The following is a 22,736-nucleotide window of genomic DNA, read 5'->3' as shown; positions in this document are numbered from 1 at the left end:
TCCTGCTTCCCAATCTTCCCTTCTAAGAATAGCATAGTCGCTTATTACTAGGGAAGGGCGAATGCGCCAGTAAATATACCGCTTTCATTATACTGTAAAATAAAAAAAGCACCGCTTTTTGTCAAAAGACGATGCCCGTGCATATGTTAATTCGTGTGCAGCGAAGGAGCCTCCGCACTTTCTTTGTCCTTTTTTGCCTTCGCCTGACAGCGGTGGCAGACACCGTGGAATGTTAAACGATGATCTTTCACTTTAAACTGATAGTCTTTTTCTACAATCTTTTCGACCTCTGCAAGAAGGTCCTCCTGGATTTCATCAACTGTTCCGCATTCAATGCAGACGAGATGGTGATGAGAGTGGCTGGCTCCTTCTTTTCGAAGGTCATACCGTGAAACTCCGTCACCAAAGTTGATTTTGTCCACAACTTCAAGTTCATTAAGTAATTCCAGTGTTCTGTACACGGTGGCAAGACCAATCTCCGGCGCTTTTTCCTTTACCAGAAGGTACACATCTTCTGCACTTAAATGATCTTCTTCATTTTCCAAAAGCACCTGTACGGTTGCTTCCCTTTGCGGGGTCAGCTTGTAGCTCTGTTCATGCAGCTGTTTTTTAATACGTTCTACCCGATTTTCCAATTATCGCTACCTCCCTTATTCCTTCAAGGGTAATAAGCTTATTATAATAATTTTAAATAAGCCTGTCAATATAAAACCGATAACCATTCTCAGTTTAAAATCATTATAAATAAATTGGCATGAAATTTGCATATAAACCTTGTTTTTCCCGTAATTTCAGTAATTCAGGTATTGATTATCAATGAATTCCCTATGTGACAGATAAATGACGATATTCAATCTCAATTACTGCTGACCGAGAATCGTTTTTACATACTGCACTGCATACATGGTTTTAGCATCATGAATGTCTTCTTTCTGGATCAATTCATCTGCTTCCTTCACACTTACTTCCATTAGTTCAATAAATTCATCCTCTTCGGTTTCCGGTTCTCCGGCCTCCAGTTCAAACGCCTCATACAAATGAACAATTTCGTCTGCAAATCCAGGAGAGGTATAAAATGAAGCAATTTTCTGCAGGCGCCCTGCAGTGTACCCGGTTTCTTCTTTTAATTCCCGGGCTGCTGTTTCTTCAGGACTGTCAGTACCCTCGAGTTTCCCGGCCGGTATTTCAACCAGCGGCTTTTCGAGCGGCTTCCGGTACTGCTTCACCATAACTATTTTCTGCTCCGGGGTGACCGCCACCACAGCAACCGCACCGCTGTGATTAATCACTTCACGCTTGCTGCTCCGCCCGTCCGGAAGTGTTACGTCATGCACTGATAAATCGACGATTTTTCCTTCAAATATTGTTTTCTTATTCGTTGTTTTTTCTGTAAAATCCATCGTTAACGTCCTTTCTGCATCGAATGTGATTCATTCGTTTTAGTTTACCAGTCTTTAACTGTCTGTGAGAATAGTCATTTGCTTATTTTCACTCTTCCTAATTATCACCAGATTTGCTACACTATCCAAGTAATCTGATGGAGGAGTTGGACCCATGAATATTTTTGAAGCTATTTTTCTAGGAATCGTCCAGGGAATTGCAGAATTCCTGCCGATTTCAAGCACCGCCCATATCATCATTGCAGAATTTCTCCTCGGCCATTCGATCCCCGGCCTATCATTTGAAATTTTCCTGCACCTGGGATCAATCGTAGCCGTCATTTTTTATTTCCGCAAAGACATTCTTCATCTGATTCAGGTATTTTTCCGGTATATCGCCAAAAGGAACCGGGAGGACCGCCCTGAATTTTTCCTTTGTTTGTACATAGTACTTGCAACCGTTATTACCGGTATTCTTGGCGTTTTCCTTGAAGACTCGCTTGGCAGCGCCCTGAAAACGCCGGTGATGATCGCTATATCGCTTACCCTGACCGGCATTTTTCTCATCATCATCGAGCGGGCCTACACCATTGGCAGCCGTACCGTTAATGAAATGACGACGCTCGATGCGGTCATTGTCGGCCTTGCACAGACGGTGGCTGTCATTCCCGGCATTTCAAGATCCGGAAGCACGCTGATTGCTGCGTTGTTTTCCGGTCTGGACCGGGAGACATCGGTCCGGTTTTCATTTCTGCTTTCGATCCCTGTCATTTTAGGATCAACCGTGCTCGCCCTCGGTGATATTACAGACGGCAGCCTCGCTTCTATTGGGGCAGTATCGCTTATTGCTGCATTCATTGCCTCACTGATCACTTCATGGCTCGGCATCGTATGGCTGATTAACTTCCTGAATAAAGGAAAGCTCACTTACTTTGCAATCTACTGCTTCCTGCTCGCGCTTGTGACTATTTTATTTCTCGATCCGGGAAGTACAGTAGTCGAATAATCGTTTATCACATAAAAATCCAGCCGGACTCCGGCTGGATTTTGTATTTCATTATTTTTTGACAGTGATAGTCGCTACTACGGTTTCTCCCGCTTTCAGGCGGTTTTCGCTGTTCATCTGGATATTTTCGACCTGATCGCCTTCCGTGAATACGACTGGCGTGATTTTGCTGGCAGCTTTTTCACTGATCACATCCATATCAAATTCCATCAGCAGATCGCCCTCTTCCACGCTGTCTCCTTCGGATACTTTGCATGTAAAGCCTTCTCCGTCGAGCGACACCGTTTCAAGTCCGATGTGAATTAATACATCAAGTCCTTCCTCTGAACGGATGCCGATGGCGTGCTTCGTTGGAAAGATCTGTTCCACCTTCCCTTTAACCGGTGAAAGAATAATTCCTTCCGATGGATCAACCGCAAAACCTTCTCCCATCATTTTTTCTGAAAATGTCGGATCCGGCACTTCTGTAATATCAACGAATGCCCCGCTTACCGGCGATTTTATGGTGACTTCTACAGGCTTTTGTTCTTTTCCAAATAGTTTTTTTAACATTTTATTCACTTCCTTCTTATATAGTCACAACTGCGTTCAAGCTGTGCGTATGCTTTAGTAAGTGTAACGAACTTCACGCCTGCGCACAAACTTTCCGGAACGTCTTTACCATAACATTCCAGAGAATGCCTGGTGTAATACTCTTTTTTGTACGTTTATACAACACGTTTTAAATACGCGCGAATAAGGAATAGAACTCTATTCTAATTGTATATACCTTCTTTTTATAACAATTTAAACCTGAATTCTATACATACAGTCCAACACAGGGGGTGCGCAGATGATTACAGAAAATAAACAGCCACTTTTTGAGAAGTTGTTTTATTTGTATGACCGGCGCTTGATCCAAAAGCATTTCTCAGCCGTACATATGCATAACAACAGTATCTACACCGACGATGCTGCGCTTTTTTATGTGAATCACAGCAACTGGTGGGACGGCCTTTTAATCTACTTTTTAAATAAACACTGGTTCCGTCACCCGGGCTACGTCATGATGGACGAAGAAGGGCTGCGCGAATTTCCATTTTTCCGCAGGCTCGGAGCCTACTCGGTGGACCACAGCAGCCGCCGCGATGTTATTAATGCCCTCCGCTACACAGAGGATAAGCTCGTGAACGGTCATCACGTCTGGCTATTCCCGCAAGGGGCAGAAACCCATGCCGATCAGTTTCCGATCACTCTTCAGCCCGGCATTTCCTATCTGCTTCCCCGGGTGGATGTACCGTTTGTACCGGTTACGATGCACTACACATTTTTGCACCATCAAAAGCCTGAAATCTTCATAAACATCGGTCCACCGCTCCCGAGGACCCCGGAGAACCTCGCTTCGAGAGCGGCATCTCAGGACGCGCTGGAGCGTCACCTGCAGCATCAATGGGACGAGATGCGTGAAGACATCGCTTACGAGCATATGGAGAACTACACTACTGTTTTGAGAGGTTCACAGACGATGAGCAGCTGGTGGACTTCCCTCCGGCAGAAAAAATAGAAAGGACTCCCGCCATGTTCCTATGGATTCTCATATGCATCCTCAGCGCCTGGACGGTATTTACGATCATTAACGTGTGGACCCTTCCTTCTCTCGCCTCGTTTTCGGTACCGAAGCGACCGGGCTTGATCAGCGTTCTTGTACCGCTTCGGAATGAAGAACGGAACGTGCCAGCGCTTGTGCGGAGCCTCCGCCAGGCGGACGATCTAAAAACAGAATTTATCTTTCTCGATGACCATTCGACTGACCGCACAAAAATGCTCCTGCAGGATGCTGTACGCTATTGGCCTAATGCCCGCTACATTGAGGGGACCACGCTGCCGGACGGCTGGAACGGCAAAGTACATGCGTGCCATCAGTTGTCGAGTGAAGCTGCCGGACAGTATTTGTGTTTTGTTGATGCCGATGTAAGACTGCACGCGGACGCCCTCCGCTGGGCAGAGGGGGCTCTTCAGAAGCACGATGCCGGTCTGGTTACCGGGTTTCCTCATTTCAAAACAGAAGGCTTCTGGGGCCGGCTGCTTGTGTATATGCAGCATTTTGTCGTGTATGCCCACTTGCCCGTCGCAGCCGCTAACCGCACCACCTGGAGGGCCTTTACTGCAGCACACGGGGCTTTTTTGTTTTTCAGCCGGCCAGCCTACGACCAGGCCGGGGGTCATGCTGCTGTTAAACAGGCGCTCGTGGATGATATGGCACTTGCCCAAAACATAAAATCAAAACACTTAAAAACACTGCTCGTTTCTCCGGGCCCTGCGGTTACCTGTTATATGTATACGTCCAGCCGGGAAGCGTGGCTTGGCTTCAGCAAAAATATTTTTCCGGGGATCGGCCGCTCGGCGATCATTGCTTTGGCCGTCATCGCTGTTCATACTCTTTTTTTTATCGTCCCGGCCTTTCTTCTGCTGGCTGCCATTGCCATGTCCGAGTGGCAGCTCGCTGTCCCATACGTGCTGACGGCTTTGCTTCGCGCCGGGATTACGATAAAAGCTTCCCATCCGTGGTGGACAGTACTCGTACAGCCTCTATCTTCGGGAGTCATGATTGCTGTGCTGCTGTATTCGATTTATCTGGACAAAACGAAAAAAGGCTATTCATGGAAAGGGCGGACCTATCAATGACAACTACTGCTGTTATCGGCGCCGGACTCGGAGGCTTAAGTGCTGCCATTGTACTCGCTAAAACCGGGGAAAACGTTACTGTATACGAAAAAAACGAACGGGCTGGAGGAAAACTCCGCCCGTTTCAGCTGGGAAATCATACATTTGATTATGGTCCTAACACCATTACGATGCCGGATATATTTCACCGCGTACTTGCTTTTGCCGGCAAGGATCCCGGGCAGCTCCTTCCGTTCAAACAGCTGCCGGAACATACCAGTAATTACTTCCCTGACGGCAGCATGCTCAACGTCTCCTCAGATGCCGAAGAAACAAGACAGGCCATCGCCCGTCTTTCAAAATCCGACGCCAGCCGGTACGATGACTACCTTCGGGAAGTGAAACGGCTTTACATCCTCGCTACTGAAAATTTTCTGCAGCGCACCTTCGAGTCGCCGCTGGATTACCTTTCACCGGGGCTCGCCCTTGCCCTTCGCAAAGTGCGTCCGGCCACTACCATGCATGCTTTCCACCGGCGGTTTTTCGAGCATCCGGATGTGCAGCAGGCGTTCGACCGTTATGCGACCTATATCGGCTCTTCGCCGTATGATGCTCCGGCAACATTCGCGCTGATTGCCCACCTCGAGCTCGCTGACGGCGTGTACTATACTCCGGGCGGAAACGTAAAGATTGCCGACGTGTTTTATGAAACAGCCAAAGAGCTTGGCGTTACCTTTTCGTTCAATGATCCCGTATACCACGTTTCCACCCGCAATGGACGTGCTCAAACCGTGCATGCAGCCTCAGGATCTCTGGAAGTGGACAGTGTATTATTAAATGGGGATCTTCTCAGCCAGTATCCGTTACTTTTCCCGGGCTTCAGTCAAAAGAGCCGGACCGTTCCAGATCATCCCGAGCCATCTATTTCAGCATTTGTGATCATGGCCGGACTCAACACCCGCCTTCCGCAGTTAAAGCATCACCAGGTCTACTTTTCTGCCAATTATCCAAAAGAGTTTGAGCAGCTCAAGCACGGAGCATTTCCAGATGATCCGACCATTTATATCAGCAACTCCTCCTACAGCGACCGCGGCCAGTCCCCGGACGGCGACAACCTGTTTATTCTTATTAACGCACCAGCACTTCCCGGCGGCGCCATGACAGAAGAGGAAAAACAATCGTACAGAAATCTTGTCTACGACAAGCTTGAGGAGTTTGGCCTTTTTCTCCGTCCGCATATTGTGGAGGAACGAGTACTCGGTCCGTCTTATCTGGAAGAAACGTTTGGCGCTTACAGGGGCTCCATTTACGGTCTCGCATCCAACCGGCGGCAGGATGCGTTTCTACGGCCGTTTAACCGCTCCCAGGATTTTAAAAATGTCTACTTTGCCGGCGGTTCCACCCACCCTGGCGGCGGCTCGCCCATGGTGACCACCAGCGGCGTTCTTGCTGCCTCCGCCCTCCTTAAGGATAACGGTGTCTTGCTTGATTTCTGGGGGAAAAATTAAAATGAGAAGCTTTCTGCTTTTCTAATAACACCAGCGCATACAAGCAGCCCCGCTTTTATCGTAAGCGGGGCTGCTTGTAATAGAAAGATGAGAATTATTCCTCTCTCTCCTCTACCGGAATCCATATCTCACTTTTGAAATCAGGCTTATCAAACTGATCCCCCTCCATCCAAAGCATTTCTGGACCGAATGCCTGCTGATAACTGGAAGAAGGAAACCATTCCGAATATACTTGTCCCCACGTTGTTTGAAGATGACTTGGAAAAGGTCCCTCAGAGGTAAATACAGCCCAGGTGGAAGCAGGCACTTCCAGCACGTCCCATGTTCCGGTACTTTTTTTATCAGTGACTGCGCCAATATAATGATCCAGCCCTCCCTGTTCTTCCATGCGTGCTTCAGAGAAATTCACGGAAGCTTGAATGAGCCCCGCCGGTTCACGGTTTGACAGCGCAAGTAATTCATTTATTTTCTCCTCGTTCAAGGATTTCCACATGGCATTAATTTCAGGGTTCTCTCCCTCAAAGATGATAGGAACTCTTTTACTTATACCGACGATTCGAAAAGCTTCTTTTTTCTCTATACGGTAGTTCATTTCGTTTCCTCCCTGGACAGATAGTTGAAAGGTCATCCCTGGATATGCTTTTAAAGAAATTCCGTGCCGTTTTACTTCTGAAGGAGTTACACCGTGCAGCTTCTGAAAGGCCCTCGTAAACGAATCGGGCGAATCATAGCCATATTTTAACGCTGTATCGATAACACGTACCTGGCGACGCTGAAGATCAAGCGCTGCCATCGTTAAACGGCGGCGCCGGATATATTCCGATACCGGGACGCCTGCTAAAGAAGAAAACATCCGCTTAAAATGGTACTCCGAGCAGCAGGCGATACGGGCCACTTCCTGAAAATCGATTGCCTCCGTTAAGTGATTCTCAATATAACGCAGGGCGTTATTCATTTCCTGTAAACTATCCATAATAATGACCTCTCTTATTTAGAGAATATCAATCCCCTGAAATACGTGCCCTGCTTTTCGTGCCTGATAAAGTCGGATGATAACTATTAGCTTTCTGATTAAGAAGCGCACCGGACTATGTATATCATAAAAAAGAAATAGAAGCCCCCTTACGGGAAAACTTCTATTCCTTTTCATTATTTGTTTTTAAAATCGCCTTTTTTATCCTGGGCGACGCCTTTAAGCTTGTCTTTCTTTCCTTCGCGCTGCATCTTTGAATTGTTTGTGGCGCTTCCCATACGGTCTTTTGCTTCCCCTTTAACCTTGTTTGCGTTTCCTTTCAGTTTGTCGCCAAAACCTTTTTTATCGCTCATCTGTGATCCCTCCATGATGTCTGTCTACATCAGCAGTTCCCTTCAGCAGGCAGCGTCAAACAGAAGACTTTCCCACCGTGCATATTTAATTGGCAGACTGCTTCGGGGCCAGGCTGGCCATCAGTGCCTGTTTTATGACATTGGTGATAACGAGTGAAACAAAGCAGGCACCTTTCTGCTGTGCCTGAAGCACCTCTTCCCGGGAGCTTGCAATCGTACCGAGGGGCATTTTCATTTCTGCACTTTTTTGATACAGCCCTGTAAGCACCTCCTGCACTTCCGGATTGTCTGCTCCGTCTCTATACCCCATATTAACGGACAAATCTGTCGGTCCTAAAAACGCCATGTCGATGCCGGGAACCTCCATAATTTCTGTAAAATTTTCGGCCGCTTCCGGGGTTTCAATTTGAACGCTCACTAAAATTTGTTCATCGGACGCATTCATAAACGCTTCCCCCCCGTGAAAGCCGTAACCCGCAGCCCTCATTGAAAATGCGGTGCCCCGTTTCCCGTGCGGTGGGTATTTTGCTGCCTGTACCACCTTTGAGGCCTCCTCTCCGGAGTTTACCATCGGTACCTGGATGCCCAGAGCCCCACGGTCCAATGCCTTTTGAATGCTCGAAGGATCATAGCTCACGCGTATAATAGGCACCATTCCGACTAGCCGGGCAGCTCTGATCATTTCTTCCATTTCTGCCCCGCTGTAGGCACCGTGCTCGTCGTCCATAATAATAAACTCATAGCCTGCGTATCCGAGCATCTCTACGATTGCCGGCGAATAAAGGCTTGTGATAGCCCCCTGGGTCAGCTCGTTTTTTTTAATCTTATCTTTAACCTCGTTTTTCAGCATTTTCATCTTCCTTTGTTAGTTTTCCTGAAGCCAATAGGATAAAACTGCTGTTACTGCTTCGGGCTGGTCCAGAGGACTTAAATGGCCGCACTGGTCAATCAAAACCAATTTTGCACCCGGTATTTTCTTCGCGAGATCTTCCTGCATGGAAGGCCCGCACAGCGCATCCTGCCTGCCTGCCAAAACCAGCGCCGGACACTTTACAGCAGAAAGCACGTCTACCGCCCCCGGGCGCGTTTTGTTAGCTTCAAGCTGCCTGTAGTAGCCCTCTTCCCCGACCTCCTGACTCATTTGCCGAATTACTTCTTTAACGCTTCCGCCGGCACGGGCCTGAAATACAGCACCAGGCAGGAACTGCTCCGAAACCATTTGTTCGAAGCCGCCTGCCTGCAGCTGCTTCTGCTGATTATCCCAAAGCTCTATCTGTTCTTTAGTCGGGGGATAGGGATTGGTATCGAGCAGTGCCAGCTTGTTCACCCGGTCCGGAGCCTCTTTCATTATTTCCATAGCCACAATGCCGCCAAGCGACAGCCCGGCAAGCGAAAAGGATCCGGAAACACTGCCAAGTATTCGCTCCGCCATCTCCTTCACGGAGGCGTCCCGGGTCATGTCTGGAATGATGATCTTTCTATCAGCAGAAAAAGCACGGTGTTGATGCTCCCATAACGCTGACGTACACAACGTACCGGGAATTAATACAAGAGGTTCCATGCTGCTCCCCCTCCTTTTGGAGTACTTATTTTTCCAGCCGCACCTCTGCCGACAAACGGTGCCCTTCCAATCCTTCAATTTCGGATTGTGCTGTAGCATAAGCGGCCAGATGCTGGGTGCCTCTGCCTGTAATTTCCTGATGGGTGGCGATTTTCACAAAATTCCCTACCCATAGTCCTCCGGTGTAACGGGCGCCCCGCTGCGTTGGCAGGGTATGATTGGTTCCTGAAACCTTGTCTGAGAAGACCACGGAGCTTTCTTCCCCTAAAAATATGGAGCCGTAATTGCTCAATCTGTCCTTAATCTCCTCATACGATCGCAGGTGCACGTGCAGATGTTCGATAGCGTAGTCATCACACACGTCGATGCCCTGGCTGGTGCTGTCTACAACAACAACCTCTCCCGCTTTTTCCCATGCCGCGTGAGCCGGTGAATCTTCAGAAAACTGCTTCAAATATTTTTCCACCTCAATGATTGTCTGGGCGGCCTGTTCTTCCGAGGTGGAAACAAGAATGGCTCTGGCATTTGGATCGTGTTCTGCCTGGGCTAATAGGTCTGCTGCGCACCATTCGGGCTTTGCATGCTCATCGGCAAACACGAGCACTTCACTCGGCCCGGCAATCAGGTCGATGCCCACTTTGCCGAACACCTGTCTTTTCGCTTCTGCTACAAACCGGTTGCCCGGCCCGGCAATGACATCGACCTCCGGCACCGTTTCTGTTCCTGTCGCCATTGCTGCCACAGCCTGCGCTCCGCCTATGGCGAAAATATCCGTTACCCCCGAGCAATGGAGCCCGTACAATACCGCCGGATGAATGCTGCCCTTATAATTAGCCGGACTGCACGCAATAATTTGTTTTGCACCTGCCACTTTGGCAGGCACCGTTACCATCGGTCCGGAGGAAAGCAGCGGAAACCGGCCGCCAGGCACATATGCTCCCACCTTTTCCACCGGTATTACCCGGTGCCCCATCCGGATGCCTTCCCCAAAGTCTTTATCCAGGGGCTGCAGGCATTCGAGCTGAGCTTCAGCAAACGCCGACACCCTCTCCACTACTCTTTCGATCAACCTCTTCGTTTCATCTGAAAGAGAAGCAATGCTTTCATTCAGCTCTTCTTCAGAAATACGAATGGGCCGTGCGGAGTCACTGAATTTCTCCTCATAGCGTTTAACCGCTTCATCGCCCTCCTGCTTCACGTCTTTAATAATTTGTTTTACAATCTGCTCTGTTTCCTCCGTCACTTCGGACGAAATGGCATCAGCTTTCTTTAAATACTGCATAAACGCCTCCCAGGTTCTATAAATTATTTCACTGCTCCTGCACTCATACCTTTAACAAACTGCTTCCGGACGATAAGCATAAATATAATCGTCGGCAGCACATAGATAATGCCTGCAGCAGCCATTTCATTCCAGATTACACCGTTCTGGCCGACAAAGTAGGACAGAGCCACCGGTAATGTTACGGCTTCCTCGTTCGTTAAAATAAGCGCAAACATGTACTCATTCCACGTAATAACAAAGCAGAAGACGGCGGCAGTAATAATACCCGGCCGGGCCATCGGCAGCAGTATATGCCATATGACACGGAGCCTCCCCGCACCGTCAATCATTCCTGCTTCCTCCATGTCCTGCGGAATGCTGTCGATGAAGCCTTTAATCAGCCAGATCGCATACGGAATCGTGTGGCCAAGATTTACAATAATCAGCGCCAGTGTAGTATCGAGGATCCCCCAGTTCCGGAACATAATGAAAAATGGAATCACGTTGACGATTAAAGGGATAAACTGCGTTGCCAGAATCGCAAACATGAATACCTGTTTCCCCTTCATGTCAAAGCGGGAGATGCTGTAGGCTGCCAGTACACTGACCGGCATAGTGATCAGCAGCGTGAAAAACACGACTATGGTACTGTTGGAGTAAAACCTCCCAAAATTATACTCTGCGCTGAATATTCTGCTGAAGTTTTCCAGGGTCGGCTGGAAAAACACGCTTAACGAATACACTTCCGATACCGGCTTGAAGGCAGTTAAGGTGATCCAAAAAATAGGCAGAAACAAAAACGTTACGACGAGCAATACGCCAATGGTTTCCACTACACCCAGCGTTATTTTTCGTTTGTGCAGTGCTTTGGCTTTCTTCTCTTCCGTAGCAGGTGCCGCTGTAGTATTCATTAGTTCCACTCGCCTCCTTTCACGAGTTTCCTCATGTAAATAAGAACGAAGCCGATCGTTATAATGGCGAGAATGTAGCCAAGAGCCGCTCCGTAACCCATGTCATAATACCTGAAGGACGTATTATAGATGAGGAAGTTCAAAACTTCGGTGGAATTCCCCGGTCCCCCGCTGGTTAGTGTGACAATGGGGTCAAACTGTTTCAGGGCAAACATCGTCATCAGAATAGAGGCGATCAAAATGATCGGCTGCAGCATGGGCAGGGTGATACGGAAAAGCGTCTGAAAAGCGGAAGCTCCGTCGATTTTTGCTGCTTCAAATACTTCTCCTGGCATGCCCATTAATCCGCTGATAAACATGAGACTCATGAACGGCAGCCATATCCAGACAGCAACGGAAATTAGTGCGGCCATTGCCGTAGAAGGGTTGCCGAGCCAGACGACATCTGACAGCGGCGGAACCAAAAATCCGACAATCCGGTCAAACAGCCCGTAATCCGGGTTCAGCATAAACCGCCAGGAATACCCTACCAGCGCCGGACTTAAAGCAAAAGGAATGATCAGCACAGCCCGCAAAAACGATAAATGCTTTTTTTCTTTACTCAGCAGCATACCTACAGCTATTGCGGCTGCAATGGTGATAAAAACAGTGCTTATGGTGAATATTAGTGTCACTATGACGCTGTTCCAGAAATTTCCGTCCGACATTGCCTGAAGATAATTATCAAACCCTACAAAGGGGCCGGTTTCAAGCGTTTCGGTTAAATCCCATTCATGGAGACTGATCCAGAGTGAACGGACCAGCGGGAACACGGTAATCGTTCCAACGATTAAAAGTGCAGGGGCGAGCAGTATATATTTAAAATACTTATTGGTCATGCCTTTATCCTCCTCTTTGAGGCCGATGCCGATAAAACATTGTTAGGGAGCCCCCTTCACCGTAAGGGGGCTGAATGGTTTTATTCGTAATATCCTTCTTCATCCAACAATTGTTCTACTTCCGCAGCCGCTTCATTCGTCGTTTGTTCTACCGGAGCTCCGGCTGCCATGTCTGAGATGGCACTGCTGATAATGTTTGAGACTTCAGGCCACTCCGGAATTTTTGGAAGTGTCTGGGCGTTTCCAAACGCTTCTCCGCCTACTTTGAACAAATCGTCGCCCGCTTCATTTAATTCTTCGTCATTAAAATTCTCCGTCTGGGAAATGTCGGTGGAGAATTGATCAGACGGCGAGTCTCCATTCAATGCATCCAGGACGATCTCTTTTTCGTTTTCCGGCTCGCTTACCCATTTCATGAATTCCCAGGCGGCTTCTTTATTCTCTGAATCCTTCATCATGCCCAGTGGGAAAGTAGAAATATTTGCGGTGCTGCCTTTTCCTTCCCAGCCGGGTACAGTAGTAAAGCCGACATTACCCTGAACTTCCTCGTCTGCTGAATCACTCAGGTTAAAGTCGGAATATACCCACCACCAGCCGACCCACATGGCGGAATTTCCCTGTTTAAAGTCAGTTCGTGCATCCTGCTCCCCAAAGGAAACAGAACCCGGGGAGGCAATTTCATCTTCCACTAACAGGTCAACGTACCTCTGGGTCGCTTCGATACCTTCCTCAGAGTTAAACACCGGCTTCATATCCTCGTCGAAAATATCGGCTCCGTTGCTCCACAAGTAAGAGGTCCACATGTACATGTTCTGCCCGTTGTTTCCGCCCTGGTAATAAGGGGAAATTGCTGACATTTCTGTATTTTCTGTAATTTCTTTACCTGCTTCCTCTAATTCCGTCCATGTCTCCGGTGGATCGATACCTAAATCCTCAAAAACATCCTTACGGTAAAACATCAATTGCGCGTTTGCCCGGACCGGCAGACTGTGTACCTCATCGTCAAATGTGGATAAATTTAACGATGATTCCGGAAAGCGGTCAAAATTATAGTCGTCCTCGGCAGCGTACTCATCTAACGGCTCCAGAAACTGCTGCACGGACGGTCCCATCGTGTCCAGGTACGTGACCAGGTCAAAGGTGCCCTCTCCCGAAATACCTTCAGTAGTAATGCGGTCAAGCAGATTATTGTAAGGCACCCCGATGAATTCTACTTCGATGCCCGTTTCTTCCGTGAATTCTTCACTTCTCGCTTCCCATGCATTAAACTGGCCGATATCTCCTTCGGTAACTGCTACAGTGACTGTCTCCCCTTCTAAATCTTCATCCCCTGAAGAATTACCGCAGCCGCTAAGCGCCAGTGACGAAACCAATGTTCCGGACAGTAGTAACAGTGATGGCTTTTTATACATTTTTATACCCCCTATTTTTTATGCCTGCAAGCTGTAAACCAATTTCACTGCTGATTCTGCAGCATTATTTGCCGGCAGTTGCACATTGCTTGTTTCTCTGCTCATAAAACGGTGTTAAAAACAAACGTTCATATTCTTCAGCAAGCTGCAGCACGGTTTTCTCCTGATGCCAGCCTCCAACTAATTGAATCCCCACTGGCAGCTGACCGCCCGAAAGGCCGCCGGGCATGGACAGAGCCGGATGCCCTGTAATGTCGAACGGGCACGTGTATCTGATCATTGCTTCGTTTATATGCTCCCCGTCCAAAACCTGGTTTTCTCCCAGACGCGGCGGGGTAACAGGAAGAGTAGGAGTTACTAAAATATCCATCTGTGTAAATAGTTTGGAAAGTTTGAGTGTCATTTCTTCCTTCTGTTTAAGAGCTTCCAAATATTCTAACGCCGAAGCTTTTTCTCCCCGTGCAAACGTGGGGCCGATATCTTCTGCGTAATCTTCAAGGGATGCTTTTCCCTGATGTACAAGTGTAACCTCCGGTGCGGCAATTTTCCGGGCCAGCTCAATGGAGCTGTTGAAGAAAGCCGTGTCCACTTCTATTAGCTCGGCTCCCATTGAACGACAGTTTCCTAAAAACTGGTCGTACACCTTCTGCACCTCCGCACTAAGGTTTTCATTAAAGTACTGCTTGGGCACGCCCAGCTTCAGTGGTCTTCCAATATTATTTGAATAACCCGAAGCTTTTTTTTGCATGCCGTGAAGCAGCAGTGGGATGTCTGATACATAATTAGCCATTGGTCCTGCATGATCCATCGAAGTGGATAACGGAAAAATGCCTTCGTTGCTGATGAGCCCATACGTCGGCTTTAACCCGGTGATTCCTGTACATGAGGACGGTATTCTGATGGACCCTGCGGTGTCCGTGCCAACGGAACCGCAGCAAAAGCCGGCAGCTACAGCCGCCGCCGAGCCGCCGCTGGACCCGCCTACCATATAGTCCTCATGCCACGGATTGAGAACGTCCCCGTAAAAGGGATTTTTTGATGTAATCCCAAACGCATACTCATGTAAATTGTTCTTCCCCAAAGTAATGGCCCCGCGGCTTTTTAGATTCGTTACCACTGCAGCGTCTTCACTGGGAACGTAATCCCTGTCAATCCAGGATCCGTTGGTCGTTTTTGTTCCTTTTGTATTAATAATGTCTTTGTAGGACACAGGAATTCCCGCCAGCTTGCTTTCGAAATGGCCCTTATTAAATTCTTCAGTTATGTTTTTTGCTTCAAGTACTGCTTCTTCTTCTGTTATGGAAATAAAGGAATGAAGTTCGCTGTCCCGGGCTTTTATTTTTCGCAGGCAGTCCGTAACTATTTCCGCAGGAGAAAACCATTTATGATGATATCCTTCGTGCAGCTTGCGGATGGAATTCATGATACCTCCCTCCAATGATTGTTATGAAACACCGGTAAAGTTACCGTCCTCAGAGGAAAACTGGTTGTCGCCGCCCTCATTATCTTCGTCCATTTGAGCATAGATCTGGCGCAGCACTTCCATGCCGTCAAACAGCATCCATTCCTCCTGAATCTTTTTGTTGCGGACTTTGAAATGATTCATCCCGTTGATTTCCACCGCTTTTCCGCTTGGTGAACCGAAATAGCCAATACCGCCATGTACACCTTGAATTCTCCAGCGCACAGCTACATCCCAATCGTCATCCGAGCCTTTTTTGTTGCACGTCACACGGTCAAGCAGCACCTTGGCATTCGGTACAGAGGCAAACAGGTTAATGAACATGCCCTGGATTTCACTATGTCCGACCATGTCTTTATTGCATACATAATGAATCACGGCATTGCTTTCGTAAAAATTCTTTACATAATTAAACGACCGGCGCTCCCACACTTTGTTGAACATTTCGAGTATAAAATCACCAATTTCAAATTCTTCGTGCTGCGGGATATACTCTTTTGGCGGAAGCCCTTCCTCTGCCGACTGGGACAGGCTGAACTGCAGGTTAGGAGCCAGCTGCTTTGTCTGCTTCGCGGTACGCTTAGCTATTTCCAACGGATCATAGCCGAGCTGCTGCACGAGGTGGTGCGTATCCATCACGAGCCATTCTTCATATATTTTGTTTTCATGAATCAGGCAGTCGGCGGTTGTCCGGAAAACGACTCTTTTCCCTGTTGCAGGACCATAAAGGGTGTCACCAATATTAGTCGCTACGGACCTGCCGCGGTGGGAAGTGAAAAAGCCTTCTTCATCATTGCCGGACCATACAATGCTCCACCCGAGGCCTGTACGGTCTGGAAAAGCCTGCAGGGTTTGCAGCGTCCCCGAGATTACTTCGTTAACGCCGTGGCTGTTAATGAGTCCGCGGTGGATCTGCACGCCGTGACTGTACGTATCATAAATAAGTCCAATGTCCTTCTCCTTCCAGATCTGACGGGTAATCCGTACAATATAGTCGACGATATTGTGGTAATCCCCGTAGCCCTTCATCGATTGCTTTTTGATTTCATGCTCCGGGATACGCAGATAATCCTCATCATCCCGGGCGTCCATCGCGTTTACTTCACTGCCGTCAGCGTAATGTACTAGATGCTTATAAACGGTAGCCTTTCCGCCTTTTGTTTCTGCCTTCGGGCTTTGTGTCACTTCCTGGACCGGTTCTCCGTTTCCGGCTGTCAGAGCCTCTTCCTGTTTCTTACCTGTTTTGGCTGCATTCTTGTTTTCCATAAAATACCCTCCTGAGCATTGGTTGTGTCCCGCTTGCCTATAGACTCTCGTCTACGTAATTCTTCTATTATATATTTTTTCACTCTCCCATTTTCAATTTTTCTGCCATTTCTTTTTCTCTTTCCTTAAAATCCTCCGGCGGCACCATTTTGCCTTTTTCGTCCGCATTAAACCCGTATTGGGCTGCTTGTTTCATCACGTCGGGCGCCCAGTAAGGATCCTTTCCTTCAAACACTTCATGCTGCTCGAGCACCGCAAACAGCCACGCGTCCTCATCGCTCACATTTTCCAGACCGCGATACAGCCCCTTCGGCAGTGTGATTAAATCCCATGCTTCCAAAATAGCTTCGCCTTCAATCTCGTCCGGACCTTCTCCCCAATAAAAGCGCCATTTTCCACTCAGCGGCATGAACGATTCAATATAATCGTGCGTATGAAAAGCCGGGCCGTTTCCGGGCGGAGCCTTGACCATTCCAATCTGGAAGCCATGCGGCTCGGTAATGATCGGGTTGTATTCAGGATTTTCGCTTGCCGTGTCCCCGATCACCGCGTAATTAATCCGGTTGTGGCCCGGAATGATGCTGTCGATAAACATCAACGGAATACCCTGCGATTTCATGTCCTTAAATCGTACAATTCGATCCTTCATTTGTTCATTAATGCTTTTTGTCGAGTTTTCATTCATGTACTAGTCCTCCTAAGACGATTGTTTTATTGTGTATTATCAGAAGCTCTCACCAGACGGTCCAGCCGCCATCGACGACGATCGTCTGGCCGGTAACCATATCGGAGGAAGCCGAGCTGAGAAATGCCACCGCTCCGAATAAGTCTTCAGGCCGGGCCAGTCTGCCAAGCGGAATTCTTGCAAGCACTTCCTCTTTAAATTCTGTATCCTCAAACATTTTTTCTGTCATTGGTGTTTCAATAAAGGTCGGAGCTACAGCATTAACATTGATGCCGTAAGAAGCCCACTCAATTGCCAGCGATTTGGTCAGCTGCGTAATTCCTCCCTTGCTTGAGCTGTAGGCTGTGCGGTTGTAATACCCTACAAAAGCCATCTGGGAGGACATATTAATAATCTTTCCGCGCCCCGCTTCACGCATCCATTTTCCAGCAGCCTGACAGGCAAAAAAGACGCTTTTTAAATTAATGTCGTGGATACGGTCCCATTGCTCCTCCGTGACCTCTTCTGCCGGGGCCGGGATATTCGTGCCGGCGTTGTTCAGGAGCACATCGATCCGGCCAAACCTTTTGTAAATACTTCCGAACAGCTCATCCAGGTGTTCGATGTCGGTTAAATCAAACGGAAATGAGTCAGCCGACCGGCCTTTCTCCTGAATAATCCGGGCCGTTTCCTGTAAAGCCTGCTCATCCCGTGCTACCAGGGCTACGCCGGCGCCGGCCTCAGCCAGCATAACCGCTATTTCCCTGCCTATGCCTTTATTAGCACCAGTAACGACGATGGTTTTCCCTTCTAAAGAGAATAGATTAGAGCTGATGGCTTTTCCTCCTTTTTGTATACGTATTCAAAAACAGTTAAAAATTTTATGAATACGTATACAATAACAGGCAGCATTTTATTTGTAAACGCTTTCTTTGTTTTTTTTATTATTTACGTGGTGCTCCGCTCAATTAAAATTGGCTCAATAACCTCGTCCGTATAGGCTTCCTGCTTTTCCCCGGATGCCAGTAAATTAATTAATTTTTCCACTGCCAAAAGCGACATACGTTCATGCTGCTGGGAAATAGTCGTTAAATCTATTAAAGGATTAGCCGCAAGGTTGATATTGTCAAAGCCAATAACTGCCAGATCACCCGGCACATCCAGATCCATCGTTTTACAGCTCTCCATAATGGCCAGCGCCATCTGGTCTGAAGCAGCAAATACAGCTGTTGCCGGGTCCGGGCCTTTCATTATTTCTTTTATATAATCCGAAATCGCTGTATGCTCCAAATCCCCAACGTAAACGAGCGCTGGATCATAGGGAATGCTATGTTCTTCAAGCTTATTTTCATAGCCAATATTTCTTTCATAAAGCGTCGAATACTTTGTTAACAGCGTCGCAAACCCTATCCGCTTATGACCTTTGCCGATCAAATGCTCCATCGCCATGTGAGCGCCCTTAACGTTGTCGAGTACGAAGGAATGACCCTTTTCTGAATACGTTTTTGTATTATACAAAACGACAGGGGTATCCGAGCTGTAAAGCCGGTTGATTTCTTCTTCATATCTTTCCACCGATCCGACAATGATCCCTTCCACACGCTTTCCGATCAGCGTATCTATCGCTGTTTTTAAATTGTCACTGCTGTGATTGGTATCTGTTAATATGACGTCGTAGCCTTTTTTTCTGGCTTCGGTGATAATAATTTTCGCGGTTTCCGCAAAAAAGGTATTCGCTATGTCCCCGACAATTAAACCAATCGTTCCGGTTTTTCGTTTGTTTAAACTTCTCGCGACTTCATCCGGCGTAAAGCCCATTTCGTCTATCGCACTTAACACCTTCTGCCGTGTGGCTTCCTTGATATAAGGATAGTTGTTAATTACTCTTGAAACCGTTGCCTGGGACACGCCTGCTTTTTTGGCTACATCGTTGGACGTCACAGTTAACTTCATTACTTACCAATCACCTTTTCATGTTCCCGAAATTAGTTGAATGCGTATTCAACTAATTTTAAATTAGCACATTTATCCATATACTTCAATTTTTGTGCCGCGTTCAATCGGTGGCGCTGTATCTCTGCACACGTAATGAAGCCTGGGCTTTATGACCTTTGAAGCCTTCAAGCTCGCACAGCCGTTCGGCGTATCTGCCTATTTCTACACTAGCTTCCTTCGTCACACGCTGATACGTGCAGTTTTTCAAAAACTTGCCTACCCATAAGCCGCCCGTATATTTTGCCGCCTGCTTGGTCGGAAGTGTGTGGTTGGTTCCAATTACCTTGTCCCCGTACGCTACATTCGTTTCAGGCCCGAGAAAGAGTGCACCGTAGTTTGTCATGTTTTCCAGAAAATAATCCGGATTGCTCGTGAGAACCTCTACGTGTTCATAGGCAAGCTTATCTGCTTCCTGAACCGCTTCCTCCACATCTTCTACTACGATAATTGAACCATTGTCCTGCCACGCCTGCTCTGCGACTTCCGCTGTCGGGAGTGTTTTTAACTGACGGGCAATCTCCTCCTCCAACGACTCGGCAAGCGATTGGGACGTGGTAATAAGAGCGCCCGGAGACGTCGGTCCATGCTCTGCCTGGCCGAGAATATCGGTGGCCACCATTTCCACATCGGCTGTTTCATCAGCAATGACAAGCGTTTCGGTCGGGCCTGCAAATAAATCAATGCCCACTCTGCCGTACAGCTGCCGCTTTGCTTCCGCCACAAAAGCGTTTCCCGGACCGACGATCATATCCACCGGCTGAATCGTTTCCGTTCCGACAGCCATGGCGGTCATTGCCTGGACTCCTCCCAGCAGATAGATTTCATCGGCTCCAGCCATATGCATAGCTGCCACCGTAGCTGCCGGTATTTCTCCATTACTCGGAGGCGTGCAGGCGATCACTCTTTCAACCCCGGCTACCTTCGCTGTCACAATACTCATATGGGAAGAAGCCACCATCGGATAGCGTCCGCCCGGAATATAGCAGCCTACGCTGTTCACAGGGATGTTTTTATGCCCTAAAATAACGCCGGGACGTGTTTCCACTTCAATATCCTGAATCGACTCCCGCTGATGCCTTGCGAAATTTTGAATTTGTGCCTGCGCAAAGGTAATATCGTCAATTACCTGCTGAGGGAGCTCATTGATTACCTGCTGAATGGTTTCCGGCGATAGACGGAACGCTTCCGGCGACCATTTGTCGAATTTTTCGGAGAGCTCCCGGACCGCTTCATCTCCCCGCTTTTCTACGTCATGAATGATCCCCTGCACCGCCTGCTGAACCTTCGTGTCCGCCTCCTGCTTTTCCTGATCGCTTTTACCTCTTTTCAAATAAGTGGGCATCAAGCATCCTCCTTTATTTTTGAATACGTATTCAATATAAACTAAACCACCTATTTTGTAAACGCTTTATTAAATAATCCGGCTGCTTTTCAAAAAAATACGGCACCTGTTTATCAAGAACAGGCACCGTACGATTAAAAATTAACCCCATACTTTTATTTCATTTTTGCCGGCCTGCAGCTGACCGATCGGCCCCGGGACGTCTGCGCCGTCTTTTTGTTCTCCGAAAAAGTCGGTGTCTATCCGCAGCCTGCTTCCGTCCGGATTTTCAAAATCTGCATCCACGATGCGCGCCCGCTCCAGATTGCCCGTATGCATTATCTCCCCGCGCATTTGCTCAAATCCCTCTGGCAGCTCACAGGACAGATACACTCCGTCCCCTTTTTCGATGATCGTAAGCTGGGGGTCAAAGGATTCTTTGGTGAATGCCTCATTTTCTCCTTCAAACGGAACCGCCCCGTTAAAGTAGGCGTTATGATTAATATAGACCGGCTGCTCGATACTATGGAATGCTTCATGGTCGCCGCCTACCTGGTCAACAGCTTCGATGTACTCCTCAAGCGATGCCGTATATCCGTTAAAATGGGAGGTTCCTACATTATCCAGGTCCGGTTTTCCCACAAACATGTTATTGTAAAAGCGGTCATCCCCGCCGTAGGTAGCCGCAAATCCTGCCACCTCCGTGCTGTGGGGCACGTGATACGGTGTTGCCCGGTCCAGCATTTTTTTGTGAACCATCCTGCCCGCAATCAGATTGTTAACGTAGGCTCCGCCCTGCGCATGATTATCCAGCGCGTAGTCTGCTGTTAAAATATTATGGTCCACCACGTACGGCCCGCTGCTCACTTCTACAAAAAGATCGCGGCTGTTCCTGTAAAATAGATTTTTGCTTACCCTTGTTCCCTGGGTCTGCCAGTCGAGCCATACCCCAAGCGAGCAGTCATGGATGTGGTTGCTGTGAATCTGGACATCAATTGCTGCGTGCAGTTTAATTCCGGCAATTTCGTGACCGAAAAATTCCCGCTTTAATGCGATGTTATAAATGTGGTTATGATAGATTTCGCTGAACACGCAGCCCAGATGACCGACCACCCCGTTTTGGCCGCAATCGTAAATGGTGTTATTCCGGATAATGTGAGAGCCGATACGCTCCTTGCTCCACCCAATCTGACGGGCAAGAAATACAGATTCCAGCTGGTACTGGTAGCCTGGCTTGTCTTTTCTTATCGTCCGGTAGTTATCGCCGTTCGATGCTTCCTTTCCAATACTGATCGCGCTGCATTTGGAATCGTGAATCACGTTGTTTTCAATAATCCATCCTTTGCTCCAGTTCGGTCCGATCAACCCCGGCTGATCCGCTGTCGGAGGGGTCCACGGCGTTGCTGCCTGTGCCATTTCAAACCCCTGCACCGTAATATAGTTGAGCCCCGTCTCTTCCGGGTAAAAGCAGGCCTTCCGCACGTTGATTTCCACCAGCTCTTTATTCGGATCAGCTCCCTGGAAATTGGCGAAAATCGTCGTATGGCTGCTGTCTGCTTCCGTATACCAGCGGTACGTGGTCTGCTCCGGGCGATGAACAGGAACAATCGTTTTTGTCCAGTGGTCCAGAACCTCGGTCTGCTTTTCCGGATTTATCACTTCGGCGAAGGTTTCAGCTTCGTAAAAGGACATTCCGTTTAAATATACATCTCCCAAGTGCCTGCCTGGGTTGTGTACGATCCAGTCCCCGAATATTTTTTCTGTAAACGGATTGTAGTCGCCAAATAACGTGTTTGGAATAACTGCCTTCCAGACCGTTCCTTCCACCTGTTCCCAGTAGTCAATTTGTTCCGAACCTTTAATCACTGCTTTTTCTCCGGGAGCAGCGGTATATGTAATTCTTCGATCCTCACTCCGGCCTCCATTTTTCGGCCTCACCCATTCTCTGTATTCACCTTCATGCACTACTACGGTATCGCCTGCAGAGGCTGTCGAAGCCGCTTTATTAATTGTTAAAAATGGGTTTTCCCGTGTACCGTTACTGCTGTCAGAGCCGTTTTTTGCTACATGATATTCAACTGCCATAAAGCTTCCCCCTTTTATCAATCTATTTTTATTATAGGCAGGAAGCTTCTTATGC

General features: G+C 48.0%; 22 protein-coding genes. 4 read left to right on the top strand and 18 right to left on the bottom strand.

The features are described from left to right. Positions 1-146 precede the first annotated feature (146 nt). Both fur and ACTRXH_RS07035 read right to left on the bottom strand, forming a co-directional pair. Positions 147-635 carry a ferric iron uptake transcriptional regulator gene (fur, locus tag ACTRXH_RS07040; RefSeq protein WP_474262186.1) on the bottom strand — a complete coding sequence of 163 codons (489 nt, stop codon included), beginning with the start codon at positions 633-635 and terminating at the stop codon, positions 147-149. 225 nt (positions 636-860) lie between these two features. Beyond that, positions 861-1,400, bottom strand: coding sequence for an NUDIX hydrolase (locus ACTRXH_RS07035; protein WP_474281362.1), 540 nt, complete (start codon positions 1,398-1,400; stop codon positions 861-863). 154 nt (positions 1,401-1,554) lie between these two features. Here ACTRXH_RS07035 and uppP point away from each other — a divergent pair, with 154 nt between their 5' ends. Further along, positions 1,555-2,385, top strand: coding sequence for an undecaprenyl-diphosphatase UppP (gene uppP / locus ACTRXH_RS07030; protein WP_474262189.1), 831 nt, complete (start codon positions 1,555-1,557; stop codon positions 2,383-2,385). 51 nt (positions 2,386-2,436) lie between these two features. Here uppP and ACTRXH_RS07025 read toward each other — a convergent pair whose 3' ends face one another. Next, the gene (locus ACTRXH_RS07025; protein ID WP_474262190.1) at positions 2,437-2,937 is read right to left on the bottom strand and encodes a PTS sugar transporter subunit IIA; all 501 of its coding nucleotides are present in this window, start codon (positions 2,935-2,937) and stop codon (positions 2,437-2,439) included. A gap of 280 nt (positions 2,938-3,217) precedes the next feature. Here ACTRXH_RS07025 and ACTRXH_RS07020 point away from each other — a divergent pair, with 280 nt between their 5' ends. The 3 genes from ACTRXH_RS07020 to ACTRXH_RS07010 are packed head-to-tail and all read left to right on the top strand — an operon-like array spanning position 3,218 to position 6,536. After that, the gene (locus ACTRXH_RS07020; protein WP_474281360.1) at positions 3,218-3,928 is read left to right on the top strand and encodes a lysophospholipid acyltransferase family protein; all 711 of its coding nucleotides are present in this window, start codon (positions 3,218-3,220) and stop codon (positions 3,926-3,928) included. A gap of 14 nt (positions 3,929-3,942) precedes the next feature. Beyond that, on the top strand, positions 3,943-5,049 hold the full coding sequence (locus ACTRXH_RS07015) for a glycosyltransferase family 2 protein (RefSeq protein ID WP_474281358.1): 1,107 nt from the start codon (positions 3,943-3,945) through the stop codon (positions 5,047-5,049). Next, positions 5,046-6,536: a phytoene desaturase family protein gene (locus tag ACTRXH_RS07010; protein WP_474281356.1), complete on the top strand. Its 1,491-nt coding sequence runs from the start codon at positions 5,046-5,048 to the stop codon at positions 6,534-6,536. Before ACTRXH_RS07015 ends, ACTRXH_RS07010 begins: the two co-directional genes overlap by 4 nt. A 94-nt stretch (positions 6,537-6,630) precedes the next feature. Here the strand turns inward: ACTRXH_RS07010 and ACTRXH_RS07005 are convergent, their stop codons facing one another. The 15 genes from ACTRXH_RS07005 to ACTRXH_RS06935 all read right to left on the bottom strand — a co-directional run bounded on the left by ACTRXH_RS07005 (position 6,631) and on the right by ACTRXH_RS06935 (position 22,681). Beyond that, the gene (locus ACTRXH_RS07005; RefSeq protein ID WP_474281354.1) at positions 6,631-7,509 is read right to left on the bottom strand and encodes an AraC family transcriptional regulator; all 879 of its coding nucleotides are present in this window, start codon (positions 7,507-7,509) and stop codon (positions 6,631-6,633) included. Between the two features lie 176 nt (positions 7,510-7,685). Then, on the bottom strand, positions 7,686-7,862 hold the full coding sequence (locus ACTRXH_RS07000) for a CsbD family protein (protein ID WP_474281352.1): 177 nt from the start codon (positions 7,860-7,862) through the stop codon (positions 7,686-7,688). 85 nt (positions 7,863-7,947) lie between these two features. Continuing rightward, on the bottom strand, positions 7,948-8,712 hold the full coding sequence (locus ACTRXH_RS06995) for an HpcH/HpaI aldolase family protein (RefSeq protein WP_474281350.1): 765 nt from the start codon (positions 8,710-8,712) through the stop codon (positions 7,948-7,950). Positions 8,713-8,727: 15 nt separating this feature from the next. Further along, positions 8,728-9,423: an alpha/beta fold hydrolase gene (locus ACTRXH_RS06990; RefSeq protein WP_474281348.1), complete on the bottom strand. Its 696-nt coding sequence runs from the start codon at positions 9,421-9,423 to the stop codon at positions 8,728-8,730. A 25-nt stretch (positions 9,424-9,448) separates the two neighbouring features. Beyond that, positions 9,449-10,705 (bottom strand): histidinol dehydrogenase, encoded by a 1,257-nt coding sequence (gene hisD, locus ACTRXH_RS06985; RefSeq protein WP_474281346.1) that lies wholly within the window; start codon positions 10,703-10,705, stop codon positions 9,449-9,451. A 23-nt stretch (positions 10,706-10,728) separates the two neighbouring features. After that, entirely contained in the window at positions 10,729-11,598 is an 870-nt protein-coding gene (locus ACTRXH_RS06980; protein WP_474281344.1) for a carbohydrate ABC transporter permease, read from the bottom strand. Beyond that, a complete protein-coding gene (locus ACTRXH_RS06975) occupies positions 11,598-12,476 on the bottom strand; it encodes a carbohydrate ABC transporter permease (RefSeq protein ID WP_474279033.1) in 879 nt (292 codons plus the stop codon). Before ACTRXH_RS06975 ends, ACTRXH_RS06980 begins: the two co-directional genes overlap by 1 nt. 80 nt (positions 12,477-12,556) lie before the next feature. After that, complete coding sequence (locus ACTRXH_RS06970; RefSeq protein ID WP_474281342.1) at positions 12,557-13,888, bottom strand: ABC transporter substrate-binding protein; 1,332 nt, start codon at positions 13,886-13,888, stop codon at positions 12,557-12,559. A 64-nt stretch (positions 13,889-13,952) separates the two neighbouring features. Then, the gene (locus tag ACTRXH_RS06965) at positions 13,953-15,311 is read right to left on the bottom strand and encodes an amidase (RefSeq protein ID WP_474281340.1); all 1,359 of its coding nucleotides are present in this window, start codon (positions 15,309-15,311) and stop codon (positions 13,953-13,955) included. 21 nt (positions 15,312-15,332) lie between these two features. Beyond that, positions 15,333-16,616, bottom strand: a complete 1,284-nt coding sequence (locus tag ACTRXH_RS06960; protein ID WP_474281338.1) for an ester cyclase — start codon at positions 16,614-16,616, stop codon at positions 15,333-15,335. A gap of 79 nt (positions 16,617-16,695) precedes the next feature. Further along, the gene (locus tag ACTRXH_RS06955; RefSeq protein ID WP_474281336.1) at positions 16,696-17,301 is read right to left on the bottom strand and encodes a cupin domain-containing protein; all 606 of its coding nucleotides are present in this window, start codon (positions 17,299-17,301) and stop codon (positions 16,696-16,698) included. 49 nt (positions 17,302-17,350) lie between these two features. Beyond that, positions 17,351-18,115: an SDR family NAD(P)-dependent oxidoreductase gene (locus ACTRXH_RS06950; protein WP_474281485.1), complete on the bottom strand. Its 765-nt coding sequence runs from the start codon at positions 18,113-18,115 to the stop codon at positions 17,351-17,353. A 113-nt stretch (positions 18,116-18,228) separates the two neighbouring features. Beyond that, positions 18,229-19,233 (bottom strand): LacI family DNA-binding transcriptional regulator, encoded by a 1,005-nt coding sequence (locus ACTRXH_RS06945; RefSeq protein WP_474281334.1) that lies wholly within the window; start codon positions 19,231-19,233, stop codon positions 18,229-18,231. Positions 19,234-19,336: 103 nt separating this feature from the next. Then, positions 19,337-20,617 carry a histidinol dehydrogenase gene (gene hisD, locus ACTRXH_RS06940; RefSeq protein ID WP_474281332.1) on the bottom strand — a complete coding sequence of 427 codons (1,281 nt, stop codon included), beginning with the start codon at positions 20,615-20,617 and terminating at the stop codon, positions 19,337-19,339. Positions 20,618-20,758: 141 nt separating this feature from the next. Further along, complete coding sequence (locus tag ACTRXH_RS06935) at positions 20,759-22,681, bottom strand: right-handed parallel beta-helix repeat-containing protein (protein WP_474281330.1); 1,923 nt, start codon at positions 22,679-22,681, stop codon at positions 20,759-20,761. Positions 22,682-22,736 lie beyond the last annotated feature (55 nt).

The sequence above is a fragment of the Marinococcus sp. LNHM5E3-2.1 genome, assembly GCF_056034365.1.
Note: the sequence above shows the minus strand (reverse complement) of the source record. Positions and strands in the feature narration are given on the sequence as shown.